This is a genomic window from Gordonia liuliyuniae, assembly GCF_021739025.1.
GTDB lineage: Bacteria > Actinomycetota > Actinomycetes > Mycobacteriales > Mycobacteriaceae > Gordonia > Gordonia liuliyuniae.
In genome coordinates this window covers 228,459-234,585 of the sequence record NZ_JAKKOT010000001.1, presented here as the reverse complement: position 1 = coordinate 234,585, position 6,127 = coordinate 228,459, and the positions used below count along the sequence as shown (strand labels likewise).

The 6,127-nt window shown below is 68.2% G+C and carries 6 protein-coding genes; 3 read left to right on the top strand and 3 right to left on the bottom strand.

What is annotated here, in order from left to right; translation table 11 throughout:
• Positions 1-108 precede the first annotated feature (108 nt).
• Together L5G28_RS01115 and L5G28_RS01110 are read right to left on the bottom strand one after the other, a co-directional pair.
• Positions 109-696, bottom strand: coding sequence for an NAD(P)H-dependent oxidoreductase (locus tag L5G28_RS01115; RefSeq protein ID WP_236999956.1), 588 nt, complete (start codon positions 694-696; stop codon positions 109-111).
• Between the two features lie 60 nt (positions 697-756).
• Positions 757-1,827 carry a D-alanine--D-alanine ligase family protein gene (locus L5G28_RS01110; protein ID WP_236999955.1) on the bottom strand — a complete coding sequence of 357 codons (1,071 nt, stop codon included), beginning with the start codon at positions 1,825-1,827 and terminating at the stop codon, positions 757-759.
• A gap of 73 nt (positions 1,828-1,900) precedes the next feature.
• On the opposite strand from L5G28_RS01110, the gene L5G28_RS01105 reads away from it, so the two are divergent.
• Positions 1,901-3,217 (top strand): UDP-N-acetylmuramoyl-tripeptide--D-alanyl-D-alanine ligase, encoded by a 1,317-nt coding sequence (locus L5G28_RS01105; RefSeq protein WP_236999954.1) that lies wholly within the window; start codon positions 1,901-1,903, stop codon positions 3,215-3,217.
• 21 nt (positions 3,218-3,238) lie between these two features.
• Here the strand turns inward: L5G28_RS01105 and L5G28_RS01100 are convergent, their stop codons facing one another.
• Complete coding sequence (locus tag L5G28_RS01100; protein ID WP_236999953.1) at positions 3,239-3,685, bottom strand: hypothetical protein; 447 nt, start codon at positions 3,683-3,685, stop codon at positions 3,239-3,241.
• A gap of 38 nt (positions 3,686-3,723) precedes the next feature.
• On the opposite strand from L5G28_RS01100, the gene tgt reads away from it, so the two are divergent.
• The gene (gene tgt / locus L5G28_RS01095; protein WP_265743581.1) at positions 3,724-5,028 is read left to right on the top strand and encodes a tRNA guanosine(34) transglycosylase Tgt; all 1,305 of its coding nucleotides are present in this window, start codon (positions 3,724-3,726) and stop codon (positions 5,026-5,028) included.
• Between the two features lie 4 nt (positions 5,029-5,032).
• Positions 5,033-6,124 carry an alanine racemase gene (locus L5G28_RS01090; protein ID WP_236999951.1) on the top strand — a complete coding sequence of 364 codons (1,092 nt, stop codon included), beginning with the start codon at positions 5,033-5,035 and terminating at the stop codon, positions 6,122-6,124.
• The last annotated feature ends 3 nt before the right edge of the window (positions 6,125-6,127 follow it).

Genomic DNA, 6,127 nt, shown 5'->3' with positions numbered 1-6,127 from the left:
CGCCGCGCGGGCTGGCCGGACAAAAACACCCCCCCCCCGGCGGGGCCGGGCCCCCCCCCCCCCCCCCCCAACTCTCGTATGCGCTCGCGGGCCGCAGCCTTCGACGACTCACTGGCGGGGGCGTGTTCGGCGACCGCAGGCAGACGCTCGGCGAGCGTGTAGTCGACGACCACGCTCGTCACGTCCATGCCCATCGATCCGGCCAGAATCTTCTCGATCGCAGGCACCGTGTGGTCGCCCGCCCGCCTGGCCCGGATCGGAATCGTCGTACGCCAGACCGCGCGGCGACACTACAACCGCGGGAATGCCCTGCAGTCTGCCTGGCTGGTCGTCGCTCGACGTCGTGACACCTAGCACGTGCAGGTGGTCGAGCCACGTCTTGAGCGTCGACGGGATCGACCAGTTGTACATGGGTGCGCCGATCACGACGGCCGCGGCGCCCGCGACCTCGTCGATCAACTCGCGTTGAAGGTCCGCGGCAGCAGGGTCGACGCTCTCGTGCGGTCGACGCAGAACTTCGGCGTAATGCAACCCCGCCGTCGTTAGGTGCGGGACGGGATTCGCGGCGAGGTCACGCGAGACGACGCTGCGGTCGGGACCAGCCGCACACCACGAGTCGGCGAACTCCGCGACGAGGGGTCGTGACACCGAGTCGGGGCCGGAGATGGACGAGTCGACGGCGAGAAGATAAGTCACCCAGACACTCTCGCAGGAACGCGGCTCGTCCGTGAGGGTTCCGGCGAGAGTCGGCGGGTGTCAGTGCTCGGTGGAGAACGAACTCCGACGGCGATGCACCTCGAGCGCCAACGCCACGAGACGGTCGATGAGGTCGGGGTAGGCGATCCCCGAGTTCTCCCACATCTTCGGGTACATCGAGCTCGGGGTGAACCCGGGAATCGTGTTGATCTCGTTGAGCAGCCACCCGCGGCCGCCCTCCTCGTAGAAGAAGTCGACCCGAGCCATCCCTGCGCATCGCAGCGCGGTGAACGCGTCAGCGGCCAACTCCCGGACCTGCGTGACCGCAGCGTCGTCCAACGGAGCCGGGATCATCAGTTCGGCTGCCCCGGTGACGTACTTGTCCTCGTAGTCGTAGAAGTCGCTGCCTGCCTTGATCTCACCCGGGAACGTCGTGTCCGGGGCGTTGTTGCCGAGGACACCGACCTCGATCTCTCGTGCGGTGACCGCTTCTTCGAGGACGACGACGTCGTCGTACCGGAGTGCGACGTTGATCGCCTTATCGAGTTCGTCGGCCGTACCCGCACGAGAAACGCCGACCGACGACCCCATGTTGGCGGGCTTCACGAAGATCGGCAGGCCGAGTTCGTTGATCGCACGGTCGACGATGGTGCGCGCATCGTCGACGCCGTCACGGAACGTGATCCAGTCGCACTGCGGGATGCCTGCGCGGGCGGCGACCTCCTTGGCCATCGCCTTGTCCATGCACAGCGCCGACCCGAGGACGCCGCAGCCGACGTACGGCACCTTGAACAGTTCGAGCATGCCCTGGACGGTTCCGTCCTCACCATGCGGTCCGTGCAGCAGCGGCAAGACGACGGTCAGCTCACCGTCGCCACGCACCACCTGGAGCGGATCGACTTCCGGGCCTTCGACGTCGAGACGGTTCGGCAGCGGCTCACCTGCCGCGATCGCGGCAGCCACCGCGTCGTTGCGGTGCCAGACGCCGTTCTTGTCGACGCCGACCGGGACCATCGTGTACTTGTCGCGATCCGCGGCGGCCAGCACATGCGCCGCGCTGACGCGAGACACATCGTGTTCGGCGGACACTCCGCCGTAGAGGACGACCAACCGCAGGAGGGGGGTGCTCATGGATGCCAGGATACGTGTTCGCCTACGTCGGCTCTCGCCTGTGCCGTTCTGCCATTCCTGTACCGTTCGGGTAGTGCACCTTCACGCCAGCCAGATCGCAGCAGCCACCGGCGGAACGCTCCACGGACCCGACATCGAGGTGTCGTCGGCGAGCATCGACTCGCGTTCCATTCGAGCAGGTCAGCTTTTCGTTCCGATCGTCGCGGCACGCGACGGACACGACTTCATCGCGAACGCTGTCGACGCGGGCGCTGGTGTCTATCTGACCGACCGCGCCCCGGAGCCGGGCGTCGCCGCGACGGCCGTACAGGTCGCCGACACCTCCCTGGCGCTCGCCGACCTCGGACGCGCCGTGCGGGCGGGTCTTCCGCCACGCGTCGTCGGCGTCACCGGATCGGTCGGCAAGACGTCCACCAAGGACCTTCTGGCCGGAGTCCTGGCCACCACCTACGCCACGGCGGCCAGCGAGAAGAGCTTCAACAACGAACTCGGACTGCCGCTCACGCTCCTCGGCGCGCCCGACGACACCGAAGCCGTCGTCCTGGAGATGGGCGCGCGCGGTGTCGGGCACATCGCGTTGCTGTGCGACATCGCGTCGCCGACGGTCGGCATCATCACCCGCGTCGAAGCCGTGCACCTGGAGATGTTCGGGACGCTCGCCGACGTCGCGCAGGCCAAGGGCGAACTCGTCGAGTCGCTGCCTGCGGACGGGATCGCCGTCCTCAACGCCGACGCCCCGATCGTCCGAGGCATGACCGACCGGACCCAGGCTCGCGTGCTGACCTACGGTGTGGCCGACGACGCCGACGTGCGAGCCACCGACATCGTGCTCGACGACCAGTTGCGTGCGTCGTTCACGCTGCACAGCCCGTGGGGCTCCACCGCGATCGATCTGCAGGCTCGCGGCGAACACCAGGTGCCGAACGCGCTCGCCGCCGCTGCCGCAGGCTGTGGCCTCGGCGTCCCGATCGATGCGCTCGCTGCCGGACTCAGCGACGCCGCGCTGTCGGGCCTGCGCATGGAGATGAGTACGACGCCGTCCGGCGTCGTCGTCATCAACGACGCGTACAACGCCAACCCGACGTCGATGGCCGCCGGACTCTCCTCACTCGCCCGACTCGCTGCGCGCCGCCGGTTCGCCGTCGTCGGCACGATGGCCGAACTCGGCGCGGACGGGCCGGCCGCCCACCGCGACATCGCCCGGCAAGCCACGGATCTCGGCATCACCGTGATCGCCGTCGACGAACCCGACTACGGCGACGACGCCGTCCACGTGTCGGGCGTCGACGATGCGGTCGCGGCTCTCGGCGACCTGGCCGAGGGCGACGCCGTGCTCGTCAAGGGCAGCCGAGTGGCCGCGTTGGAGCGGGTCGCGACCGCCCTGGGCTGACGGGCTGGCTGACTGGGGCGTCTACGGGACGAACGCGAAGGCCTGCGAATCCTTGGTGCACCGGGCCAGTTCACCCGCCGTCGTCGACGGACCGCAGTCCCAGCCGTTGACGTCCTGGGGTTGCCCGGTCGCGATCAGCGGGCTGTACTCCTTCGCGATCCCCGTCGCCGTCTCACACGAGACGTCGCCTTCGACGACCCGGATCTGCAGTGCACCGTCCGGTCCCTTCGCCGAGCCACACGACTGACCGTCGCCGGTCGCCGTCTCGGGGCTCTCGCTCGTCGGGGCCGTCGACGACCGCGGTTTCGGGCCGGGGACGACGGGCACGCTGCGGTCGCTGGGCGGTGTCGCCACCGTCGTCGAGGATTCGGCGTTCGGCGCTTCCTGTTCGTCGCCGCACGCAGCAGCGGACAGGGCGATCGACAGGCCGAGGACCGCGGTGGCGGCGAGCTTCATCGTGCGGGTCATGGTCCCACGGTAATGCAGACGAGCAGCGAAATCGGGTCATGCAACCGCGGGTCGGCCCATCGGGCCCGACGCAGGTGGGGCACTATTGCCTTGTGACCAGCAGCGAGTTCATCCGGCGCGCCACCCTCGACGGGACGGCGGGTCGTACCGGCACCATCGTCACTCCGCATGGCGAGATCCACACACCCGCTTTCGTTCCGGTCGGCACCAAAGCGACCGTGAAGACTGTGCTGCCCGAGTCGGTCGCGGCGCTCGGCGCGCAAGCGGTCCTCGCCAACGCGTACCACCTGTACCTGCAGCCGGGGCCGGAGATCCTCGACCGGGCGGGCGGTCTCGGCGCGTTCATGAACTGGTCGGGTCCCACCTACACCGACAGCGGCGGCTTCCAGGTGATGTCCCTCGGGGTGGGTTTCAAGAAGGTCATCTCGATGGAGGCGACCGGGCCCCAAGACGATTCGCGGGTCGCCGAAGGCAAGGAACGGTTGGCGAACGTCGACGACGACGGGGTCACCTTCAAATCGCATCTCGACGGGTCGATGCACCGGTTCACCCCCGAGGTGTCGATGGGCATCCAACACCAGTTGGGCGCCGACATCATCTTCGCGTTCGACGAACTGACGACGCTGATGAACACCCGCGGATACCAGGAGACGTCGCTCGAACGGACCCGGCAGTGGGCGATCCGGTGCCTGGCCGAACACAATCGACTGTCCGCCGAACGCTCGCACCGGCCGCAGCAGTCGCTGTGGGGCGTCGTCCAGGGGGCGCAGTACGAGGACCTGCGGCGTAAGGCGACGCGCGACCTCGTCGAACTGAGCCGGATCGACCGAGAGAACGGCGGCAAGGGGTTCGGCGGGTACGGGATCGGCGGTGCGTTGGAGAAGGACAATCTCGGGACTATCGTCGGCTGGGTCACCGACGAACTCCCCGACGACGCGCCACGTCACCTGTTGGGCATCAGTGAACCCGACGACATCTTCACCGCGATCGAGAACGGCGCCGACACGTTCGACTGTGTGTCACCGACGCGCGTCGCCCGCAATGGGGCGATCTACTCGTTCGACGGCCGCTACAACGTGACGAACCGCAAGTTCCGAGACGATTTCGGTCCGCTCGACGCCGAACTCGACAACTACTCGACCCAGTACACGCGCGCGTACCTCCACCACCTGTTCAAGGCGAAGGAGGGCCTGGCGTCGACGCTCGCCACCCTCCACAACCTGTCGTTCACGATCACCCTCGTCGACCGTGCGCGCAAGGCGATCGAGGACGGGAACTACTACGACTACCGGGACGAGTTCCTGGGCCGCTACTACGCGGGAACCAAGCGAGCTGGGGAGTGAGCCGATGGGCGACATGGTGAGCACGCCGACGGTCATCGTCGACGTCGACATCCTCGACCGGAACATCGCGGCGATGGCAGACGCTGTGCAAGCCAACGGGCTCGCGCTGCGCCCGCACATCAAGACGCACAAGATCGTCGAGATCGCACGCAAGCAGATCGCTGCGGGCGCAACCGGATTGACGGTCGCGACGATCGGTGAGGCTGAAGTGTTCGCCGACCCGAGTGGAGCGGCGGTCGACGACCTGTTCATCGCGTATCCGCTGTGGCTCACCCGGTCGAGTGCCGCCCGGCTCGTCGCCGCGTCCGAGCACGCCCGCATCTCGTTCGGCGTCGACTCGGTGGAGGGCGTACGCAACGCGGGCGCTCGACTCGGGGACGCGGCACGACGCTTCGAAGTGCTGATCGAGGTCGACAGCGGCCACCACCGCAGCGGCGTGCATCCGGACGGCGTCACCGGAATCGCGGCGGCGGCCGACGACGCCGGGCTGCACGTGGCGGGCGTGTTCACGTTCCCGGGGCATAGCTACGGGGTCGGGCAGGCCGACTCCGCAGCACACGACGAGGCGAAGTCGCTGCGGAAAGCGTCCCGGCTCCTCGCCGAGTCTGGCGTCCCGGTGAAAGTCCGCAGCGGCGGGTCGACGCCGACCGCGTTGCTGTCCGACGGCGGAGCGCTCACCGAGTTACGCCCGGGCGTCTACGTGTTCGGTGACGCGCAGCAGTGGGAACTGGGCCGGACCGAGCCGTCCGACATCGCGTTGACCGTCCTCGCGACCGTCATCAGCCAGTCCGACGGGCCTGAGCGGCGGATCGTGCTCGACGCGGGCAGCAAGGTCCTCGGTGCGGACCGACCAGGCTACGCGTCGGGGTTCGGTCGGCTCATCGACTACCCCGACGCACGGGTCACCGGGTTGTCCGAACATCACGCGACTGTCGAATTTCCTGGTGACGCAAAGCTTCCCGTGCGGGGGTCGCGGGTGCGTGTGGTGCCGAACCACGTCTGCACGGTCCTCAATCTGGTCGACGAGGTCGCCGTCGCCAAAGGTGGACTCATCGTCGATGTGTGGCGCGTGGCCGCTCGCGGACGCAACAATTGAGTT

Coding starts and splice junctions, on each gene's coding strand:
- tgt (WP_265743581.1), top strand. CDS start 3,724: ATGCAACCGCGGGTCGGCCCATCGGGCCCGACGCAGGTGGGGCACTAT.
- L5G28_RS01100 (WP_236999953.1), bottom strand. CDS start 3,685: ATGACCCGCACGATGAAGCTCGCCGCCACCGCGGTCCTCGGCCTGTCG.
- L5G28_RS01090 (WP_236999951.1), top strand. CDS start 5,033: ATGGGCGACATGGTGAGCACGCCGACGGTCATCGTCGACGTCGACATC.
- L5G28_RS01110 (WP_236999955.1), bottom strand. CDS start 1,827: ATGAGCACCCCCCTCCTGCGGTTGGTCGTCCTCTACGGCGGAGTGTCC.